Annotated in this window: 15 protein-coding genes, 3 tRNA genes and 1 pseudogene; 10 read left to right on the forward strand and 9 right to left on the reverse strand. The window is 57.8% G+C overall.

Annotated features, from left to right (window positions below; all coding sequences use genetic code 11):
* Positions 1-191: 191 nt before the first annotated feature.
* Positions 192-1,142, forward strand: a complete 951-nt coding sequence (locus tag CAG25_RS09090) for an acyltransferase (RefSeq protein ID WP_158090082.1) — start codon at positions 192-194, stop codon at positions 1,140-1,142.
* A gap of 81 nt (positions 1,143-1,223) precedes the next feature.
* Here the strand turns inward: CAG25_RS09090 and CAG25_RS28290 are convergent, their stop codons facing one another.
* Positions 1,224-1,361, reverse strand: coding sequence for a tail fiber assembly protein (locus CAG25_RS28290; RefSeq protein ID WP_143492853.1), 138 nt, complete (start codon positions 1,359-1,361; stop codon positions 1,224-1,226).
* A 663-nt stretch (positions 1,362-2,024) separates the two neighbouring features.
* On the opposite strand from CAG25_RS28290, the pseudogene CAG25_RS28805 reads away from it, so the two are divergent.
* Positions 2,025-2,117: pseudogene (locus CAG25_RS28805) on the forward strand (integrase); the annotation flags it as partial.
* An 85-nt stretch (positions 2,118-2,202) separates the two neighbouring features.
* Here CAG25_RS28805 and CAG25_RS09095 read toward each other — a convergent pair.
* The 7 genes from CAG25_RS09095 to CAG25_RS09125 form a co-directional block, all read right to left on the reverse strand.
* A tRNA-Leu gene (locus CAG25_RS09095) sits at positions 2,203-2,289 on the reverse strand.
* Positions 2,290-2,484: 195 nt separating this feature from the next.
* Positions 2,485-2,558, reverse strand: a tRNA-Cys gene (locus CAG25_RS09100).
* Positions 2,559-2,604: 46 nt separating this feature from the next.
* Positions 2,605-2,680: transfer RNA gene (locus tag CAG25_RS09105), tRNA-Gly, on the reverse strand.
* Positions 2,681-2,740: 60 nt separating this feature from the next.
* Positions 2,741-3,301, reverse strand: a complete 561-nt coding sequence (pgsA, locus tag CAG25_RS09110) for a CDP-diacylglycerol--glycerol-3-phosphate 3-phosphatidyltransferase (protein ID WP_064596971.1) — start codon at positions 3,299-3,301, stop codon at positions 2,741-2,743.
* A gap of 32 nt (positions 3,302-3,333) precedes the next feature.
* Positions 3,334-5,157 (reverse strand): excinuclease ABC subunit UvrC, encoded by a 1,824-nt coding sequence (uvrC, locus tag CAG25_RS09115; RefSeq protein WP_085610433.1) that lies wholly within the window; start codon positions 5,155-5,157, stop codon positions 3,334-3,336.
* 2 nt (positions 5,158-5,159) lie between these two features.
* Positions 5,160-5,801 (reverse strand): UvrY/SirA/GacA family response regulator transcription factor, encoded by a 642-nt coding sequence (gene uvrY, locus CAG25_RS09120; RefSeq protein WP_032829778.1) that lies wholly within the window; start codon positions 5,799-5,801, stop codon positions 5,160-5,162.
* Positions 5,802-5,928: 127 nt separating this feature from the next.
* The gene (locus tag CAG25_RS09125) at positions 5,929-6,372 is read right to left on the reverse strand and encodes an N-acetyltransferase (RefSeq protein ID WP_085610434.1); all 444 of its coding nucleotides are present in this window, start codon (positions 6,370-6,372) and stop codon (positions 5,929-5,931) included.
* Positions 6,373-6,988: 616 nt separating this feature from the next.
* On the opposite strand from CAG25_RS09125, the gene CAG25_RS09130 reads away from it, so the two are divergent.
* Entirely contained in the window at positions 6,989-8,065 is a 1,077-nt protein-coding gene (locus CAG25_RS09130; RefSeq protein ID WP_085610435.1) for a 3-deoxy-7-phosphoheptulonate synthase, read from the forward strand.
* Between the two features lie 61 nt (positions 8,066-8,126).
* On the opposite strand, the gene CAG25_RS09135 is transcribed toward CAG25_RS09130, so the two are convergent.
* Positions 8,127-9,239: a hypothetical protein gene (locus tag CAG25_RS09135; protein ID WP_256575324.1), complete on the reverse strand. Its 1,113-nt coding sequence runs from the start codon at positions 9,237-9,239 to the stop codon at positions 8,127-8,129.
* A 340-nt stretch (positions 9,240-9,579) separates the two neighbouring features.
* On the opposite strand from CAG25_RS09135, the gene CAG25_RS09140 reads away from it, so the two are divergent.
* From CAG25_RS09140 to CAG25_RS09170, 7 genes are all read left to right on the forward strand, one after another.
* Positions 9,580-10,443: a triacylglycerol lipase gene (locus tag CAG25_RS09140; RefSeq protein WP_085610436.1), complete on the forward strand. Its 864-nt coding sequence runs from the start codon at positions 9,580-9,582 to the stop codon at positions 10,441-10,443.
* 96 nt (positions 10,444-10,539) lie between these two features.
* Positions 10,540-10,821 (forward strand): peptidylprolyl isomerase, encoded by a 282-nt coding sequence (locus tag CAG25_RS09145; protein WP_007952068.1) that lies wholly within the window; start codon positions 10,540-10,542, stop codon positions 10,819-10,821.
* 134 nt (positions 10,822-10,955) lie between these two features.
* Positions 10,956-12,824 carry an extracellular solute-binding protein gene (locus CAG25_RS09150; RefSeq protein ID WP_085610437.1) on the forward strand — a complete coding sequence of 623 codons (1,869 nt, stop codon included), beginning with the start codon at positions 10,956-10,958 and terminating at the stop codon, positions 12,822-12,824.
* Positions 12,824-13,885 carry a microcin C ABC transporter permease YejB gene (locus tag CAG25_RS09155; protein ID WP_007952064.1) on the forward strand — a complete coding sequence of 354 codons (1,062 nt, stop codon included), beginning with the start codon at positions 12,824-12,826 and terminating at the stop codon, positions 13,883-13,885. Before CAG25_RS09150 ends, CAG25_RS09155 begins: the two co-directional genes overlap by 1 nt.
* Entirely contained in the window at positions 13,885-14,907 is a 1,023-nt protein-coding gene (locus CAG25_RS09160; protein ID WP_085610438.1) for an ABC transporter permease, read from the forward strand. Before CAG25_RS09155 ends, CAG25_RS09160 begins: the two co-directional genes overlap by 1 nt.
* Positions 14,908-14,920: 13 nt before the next feature.
* The gene (locus CAG25_RS09165) at positions 14,921-16,495 is read left to right on the forward strand and encodes an ABC transporter ATP-binding protein (protein WP_085610439.1); all 1,575 of its coding nucleotides are present in this window, start codon (positions 14,921-14,923) and stop codon (positions 16,493-16,495) included.
* A gap of 40 nt (positions 16,496-16,535) precedes the next feature.
* Positions 16,536-17,951 (forward strand): sigma-54-dependent Fis family transcriptional regulator, encoded by a 1,416-nt coding sequence (locus CAG25_RS09170; protein ID WP_085610440.1) that lies wholly within the window; start codon positions 16,536-16,538, stop codon positions 17,949-17,951.
* The last annotated feature ends 214 nt before the right edge of the window (positions 17,952-18,165 follow it).

The raw sequence follows: 18,165 nt of genomic DNA on the forward strand, positions 1-18,165 counted from the left end.
CGCCGGACTGACGGTTGCTAAGCGCAAAAACACGCGATTTTTCATTCGAAATTAATTAATGTAGCGGGCCACACATTTCCCATATACAATTTCGCGCTTTATTAAACATACAATCTTATCTAAACGTATCCATGCGCTCGCCGAGTAAATACCCAAGAGAAGCTTACGGATCAACCTGGCATAAAATGACCATGAGTAGAACGGACTCGCCCACTTCGGAATACTTCCCTAACTTTGATATCCTACGATTACTTTTGGCACTAGAAGTGGTTGTAGCGCATCTATACTTATACTCAACTCCAAACACCGCTTGGACTGGCGTACTGATTATGGCGGTACCTGCTTTTCTTGCCATCAGTGGCGTTGTTGTGCTGAAAAGCTACAGCGATAGAGTATCGCTTAAGGATTTTGCAAAAAGGCGAGCACTAAGAATACTTCCAGCGCTAATAGCATCTTTGCTACTGACATTTGTCTTATTTGATTCGCAGGTCGCTTTAAACTCTATAACCACTTGGCTTTCAGGTGGGATTTATATTCCAGAAAAGGGCTACACGAACCAAGCTCTTTGGTCTCTCGCCTGGGAAGAGCTTGCGTATCTAACATTAGCAGGGCTATGGGCAATTGGTGCATACCAGAAGCCTAGATTTATTTGGCTAACGCTTGTTGCATCTGCTTTAACCGTACTGATATTGTCATCTACTGGATTTGGTTCGTTCCCCGTAACGCTCACCCTGCTAGCGCAGGCTTTTTTTGTAGGAAATCTGGCGTTTATATACAGAAAAAAACTACATATTGCTGGACGATTTGCGCCTTGGGCGTTCCTTGCGCTTACTCTTTTAATACCGCCCTTCCCATTGCGCCATTTACTTCATGCAGTGGCTGTGGTTTGGGTGGGGATCGCAGGTTTAAGAATTATCGCCTTTCGCATTCCAGACATAAGTTACGGTGTCTACATCTATCACGTACCGATATTATTATTTATTACTGAAAAATGCCGAATCACGGACATCCAAAGCGTAAGCTGGATATTAATGACTGTTCTTCTACCAACTTGCATAGCAAGCTGGTATCTCATTGAAAGACCTTTTATTCGCTACAAACGCAACAAAAAAGCTATTAGAACCGTCAATCCAGGTGCTTGAGATTTTGATGGTTAACTTAGCCTGTGACCGAATCCGCCAAGAGCGGATTCGGTCATGGTTGTTGCGTTGAGTCAGTCCGGCTTACACCCGGGCGATAGTGGTCTCGCCGTTGTAGGGTTCTGGCTGCTCCGGCCACGCTGGCGCTGATGGCCAGATCGGCTGACCGGTCACGCGGCCGAGAAAAACCCGGTACTTTTTCCATTCGGCCAACATCGCCACGCGAAGGGCTTTCTTCGACCTCCTCCGGCAAGGCGCAATCGCCGTCGATGGCGCCGTTGATTGCATCGACCCGACCTTGCAGTGCAGTTACCTGGGCAGTTGCCAGCCGGGTTCGCGCATAGAGGTCCGCCGTCATTTCTCGAAGCAGCCCCTGCTCAGCGATTGCATCGATTAGTGACTGCGGAATTCATCGACAAGGCTTTCGCCTTCGGCCAGATCGGCCTCGGTAAAGTCGTCGCCTACAGCCCGCCAGCCGTAGCTCGTGATTGCATATGGCATCATCGGTCCACCCCATAGCCAGAAATATCGATTGAAAGCGAACCACCTGAAGCCGAATTGAAGTACCAGAGGTTCCCGGAGTCATCCAACGTCGTGCCACAGGACATTTTCCCGCCTGGTTCTGACCCGATCGTGGTTACGTTGAAATTGCCGGGGGGCGAGGCTTGCCACAGGGGTGCCGTTGTTGTTCATGTTCAAGCGAACGGTTTCCGTCACGTTGATCGGCACGATTGCCGAAGTGACGATAGTGGTCGGGGTAGTAGCCGTTCCGTTTGAAAGAACCCGGTATGGTGCTGCGATCAGGTTGTCTCGGTAGTTGAGAATTCCGTCGCTGCCCATGGCGAAGCCCAAACGCCGCCGTTTTTACCAGACCGGAATGCGCCGATGAATCGCCGCGACCAACTTGGGCATACTACTGTCGTGATGAGCGAGCAGTACATTCGGAATCGCAAGGGCAAAAGGGTCATGCCCACGAAGTTAATTGCGGACCACTGTCAAAATTGCGGACCGGAAACAAACAAGGGTTTGCATCAGCTTTCGCTCGCAAACCCTTGATTTTAGATGGTGCCCGAAGCCGGAATCGAACCGGCACGCCCTTACGAGCGGGGGATTTTAAGTCCCATGCGTCTACCAGTTTCGCCATTCGGGCGGCAGCGCGGTGTAGCTTTACTCTTATGACGATTCACAGTCCTGACAGGAACTGCACGTCGCCGGCAGAGGGGGAAATATATACATCACTTCCCGGTGAAGCAAGTTTGCAGTTGCCGTTTCAAAGACTAAATCTTTCCGTGCAATGCAAATAAAAAAGCTCCGTAAATCATGGATCTACGGAGCTTGTTTATAGTGGAGGCCGAGGTCGGAATCGAACCGGCGTAGGCGGATTTGCAATCCGCTGCATAACCATTTTGCTACTCGGCCTCAAAACATTTGCTGTCAGTAGCGCAACAACAAACGTTGTACAAATTGGAGCGGGAAACGAGACTCGAACTCGCGACCCCGACCTTGGCAAGGTCGTGCTCTACCAACTGAGCTATTCCCGCTTGGTGTGGCGCATTCTATAGATTCCAGATGCCCCGTCAACCCTTTGATTCAAAAAAGTTTTATTTCTTTTCTACATCAGTCTTCAGATGTGGCCAGGCTGCGCGAAGGTATTGAACCATCGACCACAGGGTCAGACCTGCAGAGATCATCAGCAACGCATAACCCATGAGAACCCAGAAACTGAAAGCCTTGGGGTTGGCCAGGAGAATCACCAGTGCCAGCATCTGCGCAGCAGTTTTCCATTTACCCAGATTGGATACGGCCACATGAGCCCGGGCACCGAGTTCGGCCATCCATTCACGCAACGCCGAGACCACGATCTCGCGACCGATAATGACAGCTGCCGGCAGCGTGAGCCAAAGGTTGCCATGCTCTTGCACCAGCAAGACCAGTGCGACGGCGACCATGAGCTTATCGGCTACCGGATCGAGAAACGCACCAAAAGGCGTGCTTTGTTCCAGGCGTCGCGCGAGGTAGCCGTCCAGCCAGTCCGTCGCTGCCGCAAAGGCGAATACCGAACTTGAGGCCAGATAGCTCCATTGGTAGGGCAGATAGAACAGCAGAATGAAGATCGGAATGAGCAGGACGCGGAGAACGGTAATCAGATTAGGGATATTCATCGGCACAACTGGCTACGAGGTGAATGGGCATTCTACTCACTATGCAGGTTTGCATAAATCGACTCTGCTAGCTTTTTGCTGATCCCCGGTGCTTTGGCGATCTCTTCGATGCTTGCACGAGACAGCTCCTGCAATCCACCAAAATGTTTCAACAAGTCCCGCCGCCGGGTCGGCCCTACGCCAGCAACGCCTTCCAACGTTGACGTGCGGCGGGTCTTGCCGCGCCGTGCACGGTGGCCGGTGATCGCAAAGCGGTGGGCCTCGTCACGGATTTGCTGGATCAGGTGCAGCGCCGGCGAATCGCCACGCAAGGTGAATTCGTTTGCCGCATCATTCAGATACAAAGTCTCGAAGCCCGCCTTGCGCGTGGCACCCTTCGCGACCCCCAGCAAGATCAGATCCGGAACAGCCAGTTCGTTGAGCACGTCACGCGCCATCGACAACTGCCCCTTGCCGCCGTCCACCAACAGGATGTCCGGTAACTTGCCCTCGCCTTCCTTCAGCTTGCTGAAGCGTCGGGTCAGGGCCTGATGCATGGCGGCGTAATCGTCGCCAGCGGTCACACCTTCGATGTTGTAGCGGCGATAATCCGACTTGATCGCCCCTTCCGGCCCGAACACCACGCAGGAAGCGACCGTGGCTTCACCGCTGGAGTGGCTGATGTCATAGCATTCCAGCCGTTGCGGCGGCTCGTCGAGGTTCAACACTTCTGCCAACGCTTCGAAACGTGCGGCAACGTGCTGACGATTGGCCAGCCGCGCACCCAGTGCCTGTTCGGCATTGGTCACGGCCAGTTGCTGCCAGCGCGCCCGCGTTCCCCGCACCCGATGACTGATGGTCAATTCACGTCCGCGGAGCGTGTGAATAGCCTCGATCAACGCAGGAAAGTCTTCGTGAACGACATTGACGATCAACTCGCTCGGCAAGTCGCGCTCCGGGCTGCTGATGAAGTATTGCCCCAGAAACGCAGCCATGACTTCGGCTACGTCTTCTTCGATCCCGACCTGGGGGAAGAAATTCTTGCTGCCAAGCACCCGCCCTCCCCGCACGCTGATCAGGTGGACACAAGCACCGCCCGGATTGACGAACGCGGCGATCACATCGATATCACCCGTTCCGCCTTCCATGCTCTGCTGATCCTGCACTCGACGCAGCAAGGCAATCTGGTCGCGCAGTTCGGCGGCGCGCTCAAATTCGAGGTTAACCGCAGCCTCTTCCATCGCCGTCGACAGCTCATTGGTCAACGCATGGCTTCGCCCTTCGAGGAACATCACCGAGTGACGTACGTCCTCGGCGTAAACCTCAGGCTCGACCAGCCCGACGCAGGGTGCCTTGCAACGTTTGATCTGATATTGCAGGCACGGTCGGGTCCGGTTCTTGTAATAGCTGTCCTCGCACTGACGCACGAAGAACGTCTTCTGCAGAAGGCTGAGACTTTCGCGAATCGCGCCGGCGCTCGGGTAGGGACCAAAATATTTACCCTTCGCCTTTTTCGCCCCGCGATGAATGCTCAGGCGTGGGAATTGCCCGTCAGACAAAAAGACATAGGGATAGGATTTGTCATCGCGCAACAGGATGTTGTACGGCGGCCTCCACTCCTTGATCAGAGTCTGCTCAAGCAGCAACGCCTCTGTCTCGTTGGAAGTAATGGTGGTTTCGACTTGGGCGATACGCCCGACCAGTGCCGCCGTTTTCGGCGCCAGGCCCGTCTTGCGAAAGTAACTGGCCAGGCGTTTCTTCAGGTTCTTGGCTTTGCCTACGTACAACAGACGCGCGTCGCTGTCGAACATGCGATACACGCCGGGGCGCCCGCTGACGGTCGATAAAAAAGCGCCCGAATCGAATGTCTCAGTCATGGTCAGAGGCTGGCATCAACCATGCCGTGACGAACCGCCAACAGCGTCAGTTCGACATCGCTGCTGATCGAGAGCTTTTCGAAAATGCGGTAGCGATAGGTATTCACGGTTTTCGGCGACAAACACAATTTGTCGGAAATGATCTGAACCTTCTGGCAGCCGACAATCATCAGCGCAATCTGGATTTCCCGTTCCGACAACGCATCGAACGGTGAATCATTGGTCGGCTGAAAGGATTTGATTGCCAGTTGCTGGGCAATCTGCGGGCTGATATAGCGCTGGCCGGCGAACACCAGGCGAATGGCCTGAACCATTTCCGGCAATCCGGCGCCCTTGGTCAGATACCCCGCCGCACCGGCCTGCAACAAACGTGTAGGAAACGGATCTTCCTCACACACGGTGACTGCAACCACTTTGATGTCGGGATGGCTGCGCAACAGTTTGCGCGTAGCTTCGAGGCCGCCGATGCCCGGCATCTTGACGTCCATCAGCACCACGTCGGGCTTCAACTCACGAGCCTTGATGAGGGATTCTTCCCCGGACTCGGCCTGGCCCACCACCTGCAGGCCATCGATGTCGGCCAGCATACGTGTAATGCCTGTACGAACGAGATCATGGTCGTCGACCACTAGCACCCTAATCAAGCAGACACCTCGCGATATGGTCTTATTGGGATGCCGGACACCTTAGCAAAAAGTGCGGGGCAGACCTAGCAGCAAGCGACATATAAAAAGTTTCAATTCTTCATCGAGGGCTTGCCGGACGTGCGTTTCAGAGCACAGGTGTACTCACGTCAAGCTGCATTCGCAGGAAACACTCATCCTCACCCTGCACCAACATTCCTTTTTTTCGATACAGGTTTTGCGCCGGATTGTTTTTGAACACCGTCAGGCGCAACGCCGGGCGACACTCCAGCCGCGCCATCGCAACAACCTGATCGATCGCCCAGGATCCTGCGCCCTGGCCTTGAGCGCTCTCGACGATCTGCAATTCGCGGATGTACAGGGCCCGAGCATCACGGCTCAGACTGAAATACCCTGTCAACTCGCCTTCCTGAAGGATCAACCAGTTGTCGCGCCCGGCCCAGGCGACATCGAACGCCTCGTCCTGCCACAGCAAGTCATAGTGAATGTAGTAGCGGAGCATGTTTCGGCAAGTCAGCTCTCGCACAAACGACAGGTCGGCGGCCGTTGCCTGGCGCAATTCAAAACTCATTCCTGCCTCGATACGCGTCAAAAGCAGAGTGTGGCACACCCAGGCGAGCGCTCAACCCATAAAGTCCTTCTTGCTACTCCAATAGCATTTTCTGATTGCTGACGCGCAGCAGCCTCTAGTAAGCTCGGCGCATTCATCGGAGACAGCTCATGTTCAACGCCCTTTCACAGCTTCATACCACCAGCGCCTCGCGCTCGGTTGCGGCTGCCCGGGTGAACGGTGCCTCGGCTCCAGAAAGCTTTTATTTTGGGTATTGGTTTAGCCACTGGCGCGCCTGATACCCAACCGGCGCCCATTTGAACGGGTCGCCTACCAGAGATTTCTCAACCCCCGGTCGGCCTCCCGACCGGGGGTTTTGTTTTTTCAGGCCCGAACTTTTTTCAGCAACACACCAGACACTTTGAGGATTCAACCAATGAACTACGCCACTTATTACCGTTACGACAGTTTTTCCGCCTGGCGATTTACCAGCCTCCGCTCGGGACAACCTGCCGCCTCCGATCGGTCACCCACAGGTGGCAAGCCAACACACGTAGCCAATCCGGCCAATTGTCGAACACCCCAGTAGGGCCGATTAAGCGGGAAGCCCCCGCCGTCCGCCCAGGAATTACCGAATATGAACTCGTCCGTTTCTGCTCTGCCACTGTCCACGCTGAACTCTGCCAACGAAGCACTGACCCTGCGTCTGCCAAGTTCGCTGCAACTCAAGCAGCAATTGCCGCTCAGCAATGCCCTGAACAATCAAGTCGTTGCCCACCGCCAGGCGGTCCGAGCGATTCTCAATGGTGAAGACCAACGCCTTTTGGTGATCGTTGGCCCTTGCTCGATACACGACCCCGAATCCGCACTTGAATACGCCGAAAAGCTCGCACAACTGGCCAGCGAAGTCCGTCAGGACATGTTGCTTGTCATGCGCGCCTACGTTGAAAAGCCTCGCACCACCGTTGGCTGGAAAGGCCTGGCATACGATCCTCATCTCGACGGTAGCGACGACATGGCTGCGGGCCTGACGCTATCGCGCGAACTGATGCTGGAAATGATCCGCCTAGGACTGCCGGTCGCCACTGAACTGCTACAACCCATGGCCGCCGGATACTTCGACGACTTGCTGAGCTGGGTCGCCATCGGCGCCCGCACCACTGAATCACAGATCCATCGTGAAATGGCCAGCGGGCTTGGCATGCCGGTCGGCTTCAAGAATGGAACCGATGGTGGTGTCGCCATTGCCGTCGATGCGATGCGTTCGGCAGCTCATCCCCACCGCCATTTCGGCGTGGACAGCCAGGGCCATCCGGCAATCATCCCGACTTTGGGCAACCCGGATACGCATCTGGTGTTGCGGGGTGGACATCAGGGGCCGAACTACGACCGTGAAAGCGTTTCCAGGATCAACAGCGAATTGAGCCGACTGAAAATTCCGAGCCGGATAATGGTCGACTGTAGCCACGCAAACAGCGGCAAGGACCCGCTTCGTCAGCCTGAAGTGTTCAATCATGTAGTGGAACAGCGTTTGCAGGGCGACCGCTCGCTGATCGGCATGATGCTTGAATCGCACCTGTTCGAAGGATGCCAGCCCTTGAGCGAGTCGCTTCGCTACGGGGTTTCGGTAACCGATGGCTGCCTCGGGTTCGATGCTACGAGGCAATTGCTGCTGGACGCCGCCCACCGTATGCGCAAACAGACTTCGGTCTGATGATGAGCACCGCCCTCCGCCGAATTTCAAGCGGAGGGCGGGCTACGTTCGCAACGCTAGATCAAGCCTGTACGCGAACCAGAGTCACCGCAGACTCCTGACTGACATCATCCAGCCGTTCGACCGAGTAGGACAGTCGCACAACAGTGTTCACATGCTCTCGCCAGAACCGGTAAGGCACGATGAAAACCAACGGCTGCATGGCCATCCCCCCGATGATTTCGCGGTCGTCCCGGTGGAAGAACGACTCGCCGTCACACTTGAGATAAACCAGCTCACCCTCCTCTACCTGCGCATCACTTATCATCACGCTGACGCCATCGGTGGCGTCATGCATATCAAGCACGCCGTCTTCCGCTTCAAGCACTCGGGGTGCCGGTAGCTCATCTCGTGCCAATGGGCCAATGCTGATCCGCGTAGCGCCTGACTCGCGAATGGCTCCGCTTTTCTGCTCTACACGGTAGTGAACCAACACCTCGCCGCCCAAATGCGGAGCGATGAATTCGGGCGCGACTCCGAACACCAAGGGCTGACCGACAGCAAAGAACTCAACTATAAGAATGTCTCGAAATGATGCCTCCGGCGAGGGCCCCTGCCAGATCAACTCTACCCGGTCGCCTGCACTCATTCCGGCATAGGGTTGAAGGATGGCAGTCGTTCCGTCGGGTACGCGAGCCGGATCGAGACTGCCCCCGACGGCATCCTCCACGAGGACCGGTAGCAGACTGTAGCGGACGTCTCCGACGTCCAGCAGCGTACGCATTGAAGAACCAGGCGCCGATCTCGTGACGCTGTTCAATGTCCAGAACACCTCCAGCGTGCCCCCGTCCAATGCTGCGATGTGAACGTCCCGCACGATCAGAACGACATCCTTGCCCAGCTGACTTTCACTGACGGATCTCGCAATGTCGTGCCGATACGGCAGGCCTTCTGTATCGAAACCATGCCAGCTCAACACGACCCTGTCACCGCATGCCATTCCAGACCAGGGCGCAATCCGCACGACAACCTTGCTCAATGACGGATCAACGACAGCGCCGACAATCGAATCCAGTGTGGGCGCTGGCAACGGCAAAGCCCCTGCGCCCTCCCGACAGGGTCCGAACGACTGAACGCTGCCACCCTCCATCCCTTTGTCCTTTTCTTGCAAGACCGCTCCTTGTAAATCATTCATCAGTTGCCTCTCCATTCCCTGGAAATGACACGTCGCCTGAGCTCTGCGTCGAAGAGCCTCCATTTAAACCGCTTCACCACCGATCGGATGTCAGCTCCTTACTGTTCGAGCCATGACCAAACGCACTAAAGGAAGTAGGCAAAAAAGGGAAAAGTACTTTCGATGAGGCGGGAGCTGTCTGAATGTTCCGAAGCGGAGTTCATGCAGCAGTGAAAATTCATACACGCATTGATCCAGTTTCCAACGCATGACGGCGATTCTTCAGGCATCCCCAGCCTCACGACTGTTTTAGAGTGGCAAGCAGAAAACATCGACGATCATCTGCGATCAAGGACGAAAAATGCTACTAAATGCGACAACCAATCATCCTATTCTTTTGGTGCATGGCCTGTTCGGATTCGAGCGCATTGGCCCGTTCGAACTTTTCCACGACGTAAAACAGGCGCTCAAGGCTGCTGGCGCGCAGGTGTTTGTGCCCCATCTGTCGGTCATCCATGACAATGAAATACGTGGGGAGCAACTGCTCTCGCAAATCAACGCAGTGTTAAGGGGCACAGGCGCGGCCAAAGTCAACCTGATCGGCCACAGTCAAGGCGCACTCACGGCACGCTATGCTGCAGCGCTAGCCCCACACAACGTTGCGTCTGTTACGTCAGTCAGCGGGCCAAACCATGGCTCGGAACTGGCGGACTTCCTGCGCAAGGCGTTGATACCTGGAAGACTTCCGGAGGTCGTGGCACAGAATGTAGCGACCCGGTTTGCCGATTTTCTGTCACTGCTCAGCGGGCAAAAGGCATTGCCGCACAGCGCACTGGCTGCGCTGGGTGCCTTGACAACGGAGGGGGTCGGCAACTTCAACGACAAATACCCGCAGGGTCTGCCCGAGGTCTGGGGCGGTCACGGTGCAGAATGGGTGAATGGCGTTCGCTATTTTTCATGGAGCGGCGTCGTACCCGAAGAGCCGTCGCTCGACCCTGTCCAGGGCATCTGCTGCGCCCTCTCGGAATACTTCATTACAGAACTCGCCCAGAACGACGGACTTGTCGGTCGCTTCAGCTCTCACCTGGGCACCGTGATCCGCTCCGACTACTCCCTCGATCACCTGCATACTCTGCGGCGGGCAAGCGGACACCACGCCATGGCTAACGACTCGATACGTCTCTATGTCGAGCACGCCTTGCGCCTTCAAGCCGCTGATCTATAGATGTCTCATCAGACCAGCGAACGGAACTTTGCCGAGAAATCGGCCACTGAATCCGGTAGGCTCCACCCTTTATCGATTTGATTGGAGAATTTCCCCATGGCTAAAGCCACTGCCCGCCACATCCTGGTTTCCAGCGAAGCCAAGTGCAACGAACTCAAGGCCCAGATCGAAGGTGGCGCTGATTTCGCCGAAGTGGCCAAGGCCAACTCCACCTGCCCGTCCAGCCGTCAGGGCGGCGACCTGGGTTCGTTCGGTCCTGGCCAGATGGTCAAGGAATTCGACACCGTGGTATTCAGCGCACCGATCAACGTCGTGCAAGGCCCGGTGAAGACCCAGTTTGGCTATCACCTGCTGGAAGTCACCAGCCGTCAGGACTGATTTCAGCCCGACCTGCTGTGCAACGGCCCGCCTGATGGCGGGCCGTTTTGTTTTGGTTACACCGCACCGCTGGCGAACGGCGCGCCGCTCGCGTACAAATTGCGCTTATCGATTACCCGGCTTTAAGGCTGACAATGCGACTGGCTTTCCCGACATTGATGTTCACTGCCCTAACCCTGCTGCTTGGGATCACTGGTGTGGACGCCGCACCGCAGCATGCGATGACCGTCTATGGCGAACCGGCAAAGTACCCGCCCGGCTTCAGTCACTTCGATTACACCAACGCCCAGGCGCCAAAAGGCGGGACGATGCGCCGCTCGGCCATCGAGATCGGCCACTTCGATCATGTGCTGCCGTATATCGACAAAGGCATCGGCGTCAGCCAGATCGACGGCCTGCTGTATTCCCCGCTGGCCCAGCGCTCGCTCGACGAGCCCTACACCGTATACGGCCTCGTGGCGCAGAAAATGGAGCGCTCGGATGACGGCCTGTCCCTGCGCTTCTTTATCAATCCCAAAGCCCGCTTCGCCGATGGCAAGTCGATCACCGCCGAAGACGTGCGCTACACGTATGATTTGCTGATGACCCAGGGCAGCCTGCGTTATCGCACCCAGTTCGCCGACGTCAAAGGCGTGGAAGTGGAAGCCCCGTTGACCGTGCGTTTCGATTTCAAGAGCAACGAAAACCGTACCCTGCCGCTGGACATCGCGACCCTGCCGGTATTTCCCGAACATTGGTGGAAGACCCGTGATTTCGCTGACGGTGGCGGCTATGAACCGCCGCTGGGCAGCGGTCCGTATCGGGTCGGCAAAGTCGACTCCGGGCGCAGCATTACCTTCGAACGCAATCCCGACTGGTGGGGCAAGGACCTGCCGGTCAGCCGTGGCCTGTACAACTTCGATCACTTCAGCATCGAGTACTTCGGCGACACCGACGTTGCCCGCCAGGTCTTGCGCGGTGGCGCCTATGACTACAACCGTGAATTCTCCGCCACCGGCTACTCCATCGGTTACGACAGTCCGGCCCTGAGCGACGGGCGCCTGCAAAAGGCTCATCTGGCCACCGAGGCACCGCAGTCGGCCCAGGGTTTCGTGTTCAACCTGCAAAAGCCGATGTTCCAGGATCGCCGCGTTCGACAGGCCCTGGCCATGCTCTGGGATTTCGAATGGAGCAACCGGCAGATGATGCGCAACATGTACATTCGCCAGCAGAGTTACTTCTCCAACACCGACCTGGCCGCGCGCCAGCTGCCGGATGCCGCCGAGCTGAAGATTCTGGAACCCTTGCGCGGACAGATTCCCGACGAGGTGTTCACCCAGGTCTTCGAAGCGCCGAAAACCGACGGCAGCGGCCTTATCCGCGACAAACAACTGCAAGCGTTGGAGCTGCTGGAACAGGCCGGCTGGAAACCCGATGGCGACCAGTTGGTCAACGACCGTGGCGAGCCGTTGAGCTTCACTTTCCTGGTCAGCCAGAACGGCATGGACCGTCTGCTGCTGCCGTACAAGCGCACACTTAAACAGATCGGCATCAACCTCGACATCCGTCGCATCGACTCCTCGCAATACGTCAACCGTCTGATGAGCCGCGACTACGACATGATTGTCACTGGTTACCCGGTCACCACCTCCCCCGGGGGCGAACTGTTGAACTACTTCGGTTCGGCATCGGCCAACGACCCCGGTGCCAACAATTACATGGTGCTGAAGAACCCGGCGGTCGACACCTTGATCAACGGCCTGATCCGCGCTTCGACCCAGGCCGATATGCTGCGTTACGCCCATGCACTGGATCGGGTTCTGCAATGGAACTACTACTGGATTCCCAACTACTACCCGCCGGGCACGTCCACCGTGTGGTGGAACCGTTTCGGCATTCCCACCGTGCAGGCGAGCAATGACGAAGCGATCGAGAGCTGGTGGGAAATCAGCAGCACGCCGCTGACCAACCAGCAGATGACGGCCGAGAAAATCAGCCGTGGCAGACCCGGAGGGCCGCACTGATGTGGGCTTACATACTGCGGCGCCTGCTGCTGATCATCCCGACGCTGGTGATCATTCTGCTGGTCAACTTCGTGATCATCCAGGCCGCGCCGGGTGGTCCGGTTGAACAAGCCATCGCCCACTTGCAAGGCATTGGCGGCGCCAGTGTCGGCGGCGGTGCGAGCGAGACCATGAGCGGCACGTCCCGCGCCAGCCGCGGCCTCGATCCGCAACTGATCAAGGACATCGAAAAACAGTACGGCTTCGACAAACCGGCCCATGAACGCCTGTGGCTGATGCTCAAGAACTACGCGCAGCTGGATTTCGGCAAAAGCTTCTTCCGCGGCGCCACGGTCACCGACCTGATCCTGCAGAAAATGCCGGTGACCATTTCCCTCGGCCTGTGGGCGACGCTGATCACCTATCTGGTGTCGATCCCGCTGGGCATCCGCAAAGCCGTGCACCACGGCAGCCATTTCGATATCTGGAGCAGCACGGCGATCATCATCGGCTACGCCATGCCGGCATTCCTGTTCGCGATGTTCCTGATCGTGGTGTTCGCCGGCGGCACCTCGCTGAACTGGTTTCCGGTGCGCGGGCTGGTGTCCGACAACTTCGAATCCCTGTCGACGCTGGGCAAAATCACCGACTACTTCTGGCACCTGGTGTTGCCGGTCACGGCGCTGGTGATCGGCGGTTTCGCCACCCTGACCATTCTCACCAAGAACTCGTTCCTCAATGAAATCACCCGGCAATACGTGGTCACCGCGCGCGCCAAAGGCCTGAGCGAAAACCGGGTGCTCTATGGGCATGTCTTCCGCAACGCGATGCTGCTGGTGGTGTCGGGTATTCCCCAGGCGTTCATCAGCGTGTTCTTCGCCGGTTCGTTGCTGATCGAAGTGATCTTCTCCCTCGACGGCTTGGGGCGCATGAGTTACGAAGCGGCGGTGTCCCGTGATTATCCGGTGGTGTTCGGCTCGCTGTTCATCTTCACCCTGTTCGGCCTGCTGATAAAACTGATCGGCGACCTGTGCTACACGCTGGTCGACCCGCGCATCGACTTCGCCGCGAGGAATGCCTGATGTTCAAGCTCTCGCCTCTGGGCCGTCGCCGTTTCGAACGCTTCAAGAAAAATCGCCGGGGCTGGTGGTCGCTGTGGTTGTTCATCGGGCTGTTCCTGCTCAGTCTCGGCGGCGAACTGATCGCCAACGACAAGCCGCTGATCGTCAGTTATCAAGGGCAATGGTATTTCCCGGTATTCAAGCGCCACACCGAGCAGGAGTTCGGCGGACAACTGCCGTTCCAGGCCGATTACCGCAGCGATTACGTGCAGAAGCTGATCCGCAAGGACGGTGGCTGGCTGCTGTTTCCGCCGATTCCGTTCAGTGACGACACCCCGAACTACGACCTCAACAAACCGGCACCGAGCCCGCCGACTTCGGTCAACTGGCTGGGTACCGACGATCAGGCGCGCGACGTCCTGGCTCGGGTGATCTTCGGCGCGCGGGTGTCGATCCTGTTCGCCCTGATGCTGACCTTCGTCAGCGCCCTGATCGGCATCGCAGCCGGCGCCCTGCAGGGTTATTACGGGGGCTGGGTCGATCTGCTCGGCCAGCGATTGCTGGAGGTCTGGTCGGGATTGCCGGTGCTCTACCTGCTGATCATCCTTTCGGGATTCGTCGAGCCGAATTTCTGGTGGCTGCTGGGGATCATGGCGCTGTTTTCCTGGCTGGCGCTGGTGGACGTGGTCCGCGCGGAGTTTCTGCGCGGGCGCAACCTCGAGTACGTCAAGGCTGCCCGGGCCCTGGGTTTGAGCGATCGCAAAGTGATTGTCCGGCACATCCTGCCCAACGCAATGAACGCGACCCTGAGCTACCTGCCGTTCATTCTGACCGGGGCGATTTCGACCCTGACCGCGCTGGACTTCCTCGGCTTCGGCATGCCTGCCGGCAGCGCGTCTCTGGGTGAGTTGATCGGTCAGGGCAAGCAGAACCTGCAGGCGCCGTGGCTCGGGTTGACCGCGTTTTTCACCCTGGCGCTGATTCTTTCCCTGTTGGTATTCATCGGCGAAGCGTTGCGCGATGCCTTTGACCCGCGCTCATGAACGGACCCTTGATATGACTGACAACCTGATCGAAATCCGTGATCTCAGCGTCGCCTTCCATGGCCAGACCGTGGTGCGCAACCTGTGCCTGGACATCCGCCCCGGCGAGTGCCTGGCACTGGTCGGCGAGTCGGGCTCGGGCAAGTCTGTGACGGCTCATTCGATCCTGCAATTGCTCCCTGAATGCGATGCCCGGACTACCGGCAGCATCCGTTATCGTGGGCAGGAACTGGTCGGCGCCGACCCAAAGACCCTGCGCGACCTGCGGGGCAACCGCATCGCCATGATTTTCCAGGAGCCGATGACCTCGCTCAATCCGTTGCACACGATTGAAAAGCAGATTGGCGAGACCCTGTTGCTGCACCGTGGCCTCGGCGGCAAAGAGGCTCAGGCACGGATCCTCGAACTGCTGGAACTGGTGGGCATCCAGAAACCGAAAGAAAGGCTGAAGGCTTATCCGCATCAGCTGTCCGGCGGCCAGCGCCAACGGGTGATGATCGCGATGGCCCTGGCCTGCGAACCTGAACTGCTGATCGCCGACGAACCGACCACAGCCCTCGATGTGACCGTGCAACGCAAGATCCTGGTGCTGCTCAAGTCCCTGCAACGGCGCCTTGGCATGTCGCTGCTGCTGATCAGCCACGACCTCAATCTGGTGCGCAGCATCGCCCAACGGGTGTGCGTGATGAAGGCCGGGGAAATCGTCGAGCAGGCGCCGTGCGAAACCCTGTTCACCGAACCGAAACACCCTTACAGCTGCGTGTTGCTCAACGCCGAACCGGAAGGCGAAGCGCTCCCGCGGGACGAACGCGAAAACGTGCTCGAAGTCGATGACCTGCAGGTGGATTTCACGGTCGGCGGCGGGTTGTTCCAGCGCAAGCAATACCTGCGCGCGGTGGACGGCATCAGCCTGAACATCCAGCGTGGCAAGACGCTGGGCATCGTCGGCGAGTCCGGTTCGGGCAAGTCGACCCTCGGTCAGGCGATCCTGCGGCTGCTGGACTCCAAGGGCAGCATTCGCTTCCAGGGCACGGCACTCGACGGTCTCGACCAGAAGCAGATGCGACCGTGGCGCCGGCAGATGCAGGTGGTGTTTCAGGATCCGTTCGGCAGCCTCAGCCCGCGCATGTCGGTGGCACAGATCATCAGCGAAGGGCTGGAAGTGCATTGCCAGTCCACCGCCGACGAGTGCGACGATCAGGTGATCCGCGTGCTCAAGGAAGTGGGCCTCGACCCCGAAAGCCGCCATCGCTATCCCCATGAGTTCTCCGGTGGCCAGCGTCAGCGCATTGCCATCGCCCGGGCGCTGGTGCTCAAACCAGCGCTGATCCTGCTCGACGAGCCGACGTCGGCACTGGATCGTACCGTGCAGAAACAGGTGGTCGCCCTGCTCCGCCAGCTTCAGGAAAAACACGGCCTGACCTATTTGTTCATCAGTCATGACCTGGCTGTGGTGCGGGCGCTGGCCCACGACATGATCGTGATCAAGGACGGCAAAGTGGTCGAAAGCGGCGCCAGCCATGACGTGTTCGACTCACCGCAGCATCCCTATACCAAAGAGCTGTTGGCGGCGGCGCATCCGGGATAGGCATAATCGCGCCACCTGACTTCCGCCAATGGACGCCGCCATGAACACCACCGAAAGCCTCAAGGATTACCAACGGGTCCGCACGCTGGCGATCCGTTCGTTGTTCGAGATCATCGAGCAATCCAGTGAAGGCACGGTGATTGTCGACCGCGATGCGAACATCGTCTGGATGAACGAGCGCTACGCCCGGCGCTTCGGTCTCGACTCCGCCGCCGGGGCCATCGGTAAACCCTGCGAAAGCGTGATCCCCGGCAGCCTGCTGCGCGAGGTGGTACGCACCGGGCGGCCGATTCTGCTGGACATGCAGGACACCCCGAAAGAACCGCTGGTAGTGATGCGCCTGCCGATCCATGACGACGCCGGCGCGGTGATCGGCGCCATCGGTTTTGCCCTGTTCGACGAACTGCGCACGCTGTCGCCGATGCTCAAGCGCTACCTGAGCATGCAGGAAGAACTGGCCTCGACCCGCTCGCTGCTGCGCGCCCGGCAGACCAAATACAACTTCGCCCACTTCATCGGCACCAGCGCTGCCAGCCTTGAAGTCAAACGTCGTGCCCGTCGCAGCGCCAGTGCTGAGTCACCGGTTCTGTTGCTGGGCGAAACCGGCAGCGGCAAGGAGTTGCTGGCACAGGCCATCCACGGTGCTTCGCCACGGGCGCACAAGGCCTTCGTCAGCATCAACAGCGCGGCGATTCCCGAAGCGTTGCTTGAAGCTGAGTTCTTCGGCACAGCACCGGGCGCCTTCACCGGCGCCGACCGCAAGGGCCGCACCGGCAAGTTGCAGATTGCCCAGGGCGGGACGCTGTTTCTCGACGAAATCGGCGACATGCCGCTGCCGCTGCAAAGCAAATTGCTAAGGGTGTTGCAGGAAAAGGAATTCGAGCCTGTAGGCTCCAACGACGTGATTCAGAGCGATGTTCGGGTGATCGCCGCGACCTCAACGGATCTGGAAGCGGCGATCAAGCGCGGCGAATTCCGCGCGGATTTGTATTACCGGCTCAACGTGCTTCCGATTCAGGTGCCGCCGCTGAGGGAGCGGCTGGATGATCTGCCGGCGCTCAGTGAGGCGATTCTTGAAGAGCTGCGCAGTCAGCACGAACTCAACCGTGAAGCGCTTGAGCTACTGGGTCAGCACGCCTGGCCGGGGAATATCCGCGAATTGCGCAACGTGCTGGAGCGAGCGGCGCTGCTCAGTGATGACCTGATGCTGACGGCGGATGACATTCGGGCGGCGATTGGCACGTTTACACCGGTTGAGCGAACACTGGCGCCTGTGTCAGAGCCAACAATAAACGAGACCTTTAGTCAGGCCCGCGAGCGGTTTGACCGGCAGTTGATTCAATCCACCCTCGCGCAATGCGGGGGCAAGGTGATTGAGGCGGCTGAGCGGTTGGGACTGGGCCGTTCGACGCTTTACAAGAAAATGATTGCGCTGGGGATCGCCGAGTCTCAGTAAAGAGACTTAAATCCCAATAAAGAGACAAAATCAAAAGCTTCGCGGGCAAGCCCGCTCCCACAGGGGAATGCGTTCAACTGTGGGAGCGAGCTTGCCCGCGAAAGCGTCCTCTCAGTCATAGAAGTCTCCAAACCGAGACAAAACCCCAAAGACCGCCACCAAAAATCAAACTAATTCCTTTTATTTCAACAACTTAATCATCTGGCACAAATCT

The sequence above is a fragment of the Pseudomonas sp. B16(2017) genome, from assembly GCF_002113205.1.
GTDB lineage: Bacteria > Pseudomonadota > Gammaproteobacteria > Pseudomonadales > Pseudomonadaceae > Aquipseudomonas > Aquipseudomonas pharyngis.